The organism is Candidatus Thiosymbion oneisti (assembly GCF_900092655.1).
GTDB classification, from domain to species: Bacteria; Pseudomonadota; Gammaproteobacteria; order Chromatiales; family Chromatiaceae; genus Thiosymbion; species Thiosymbion oneisti.
Map to the genome: position 1 here is coordinate 1 of NZ_FLUY01000568.1, position 2,124 is coordinate 2,124.

General features: G+C 46.9%; 3 protein-coding genes. All 3 read left to right on the forward strand.

From position 1 onward, the window contains the following. The first annotated feature begins 149 nt into the window (after positions 1-149). The 3 genes from BQ17_RS05965 to BQ17_RS05980 all read left to right on the forward strand — a co-directional run bounded on the left by BQ17_RS05965 (position 150) and on the right by BQ17_RS05980 (position 1,993). Positions 150-887, forward strand: a complete 738-nt coding sequence (locus BQ17_RS05965; protein WP_089725198.1) for an SDR family NAD(P)-dependent oxidoreductase — start codon at positions 150-152, stop codon at positions 885-887. A gap of 244 nt (positions 888-1,131) precedes the next feature. Next, positions 1,132-1,479, forward strand: coding sequence for a nuclear transport factor 2 family protein (locus BQ17_RS05970; RefSeq protein WP_089725200.1), 348 nt, complete (start codon positions 1,132-1,134; stop codon positions 1,477-1,479). A gap of 304 nt (positions 1,480-1,783) precedes the next feature. Further along, entirely contained in the window at positions 1,784-1,993 is a 210-nt protein-coding gene (locus tag BQ17_RS05980) for a hypothetical protein (RefSeq protein ID WP_089725204.1), read from the forward strand. Positions 1,994-2,124: the final 131 nt, after the last annotated feature.

Below are 2,124 nucleotides of genomic sequence, written 5' to 3' on the forward strand. Positions count from 1 at the left end.
GCCGCTCCAGCGGCCAGTATATTGTGACGCTGGAGCGTCGGGATTTGCTCCCACGCCGGAGCGTGGGAGCCAGATGAGGAGGTAATTATATCAACCGAAACAATTCTTAATCACTATCCTCAAGCATTTAAATATGGAGGAATCTCGAAATGGTAGATACAAAAAGGGTCGCCTTAATTATTGGAGGCAGCCGGGGTATCGGCGCGGCAATATGTAAGCGTCTGGCTGCTGCTGGCAATGACATTATACTCACTTACGCTCAATCTACAGAATCGGCAAATAGTGTAGCAGATGAATGTCGCAAGCACGATGTAAATGCTCGTGCCGTACGATGCGATGCTGGCGATATTGAGGCTGGCGCACGATTGGTGAAACAGATTGTTGACGACCATGGTCGAATCGATATTTTGGTCAACAATGCGGCCACTTTAATTTTGGGAGATCTCTTGAACGTAACGCAGGATATGTTTGATAGCAATGTCAATGTGAATCTCAAAGGGGTGTTCTTTCTCACCCAGGCGGTCGCCCAGCACATGCCGCAAGGCGGACGTATTGTCAATATCGGAAGTGTATTTGGTGAAGTCGCACCAACGGCGGGGCTTGATCTTTACTCGATGGCCAAGTTTGGCATGGCGGGATTGACGCGAGCGTGGGCGCATGACCTTGGCCCGCAGGGCATAACGGTAAATTGCATACAACCCGGTCCGGTTGAGACGGATATGAATCCAAAGGATGGCTCTCTATCAGGATTTTTAACGCCGCGGACGGCAATCAAGCGCTATGGTCGAGTCGAGGAGATAGCGGAAATGGTTGCGTATTTGGTTGGAGCCAATACAGACAATGTAACGGGCTCCATCCTAAACAATGATGGCGGTTTAAGCGCCTAAGGGTTTTATGCGAAATCCGAACCGAAATTCGTGCCTAACTTGCACAAATCTTTATCATTTCGTTAGGTGGATTATAGACGAGTGCAAGATAGACCTGAGTCTACCAGGAACACGAGGGAATTTTTTTAACAGAAGCGCCAACGTTGCATTGGCAAAACATTTTTATCTGGTGCCTTGACATCGTCTGGGGTACATAATTACCGCCTCTGGCGGTCAATTAATCACACTAACAACGGATGGAATTATGTCAACCGAAACTGTTATCAATCACCATCTTCAAGCATTTTCAGCAGGTGATGTCGATGAAATCATAAAAGAATATACTGAAGATTCTGTACTCATTGTTCAAGACGCTACTTTGACAGGTTTAGACAGCATACGTGCTGCATTTACCGGTTTTTTTGGTGGATTGTTCAAGCCGGGAACTTACGAATTTAAAATGGATCGTATGGAGATATCGGGAGATGTTGCTTATGTTGTTTGGCATTCTACGAACGAAAGTGTGGATGTAAAATTAGGCACTGACACATTTTTGATACGAGATGGGAAAATAGTAGTTCAAACATTTGCAGCTTTTATGCAGGAAAAATAGAAAAAATGTTCGGCGTTTACATGCAAAGGGGCATTCGGAGGAAAACTCAAATCGGGTTAACCTAGGTTGGCAGGCATGAATTCGATCTCATTGGTGAGATAACCGACGTCAAATTGATCGCCCGCGGTCCTGGCATCCGCGACATAGCTCGACTCAACCGTCAGTATGGAAAGGGAAAATGGAGGAAGCTAAAGGGATACGCCTTTATTCGCTTGAGAACTGGCCGAGTCCGAAGGGCTGGGCTTCATTGGTACGAGGCTCACGGAGTTGACAAACGAGAGATGAAACGAAAGCGTTACCTGGAATGACCACGAACGAGCATTTTGACAAACCAACCGGGTATGTTGTGTGCATTGACAACTGCGACTACCCCGCATCCCTGGAACGCCACAAGATATATAAAGTCGTTCCGGATGAAGATGCTGCGGCAGATGGAGACATTAGGGTCATTGATGAGGACGGTGAAGACTACCTCTACGCTTCAGAGCGGTTCGTTCCCAGGGCAACCGAATAATAAGACATTATAAAGCAAGTAGTTGCATACTCTGCCTCAGTCATCCAACCAGGGGTCTGAGGTATGTGCACAGATTTGCTTTCCCACTTTTCGGCGGTTCGGGATCCGCGTTCAGAAAAGAACAAACGCTA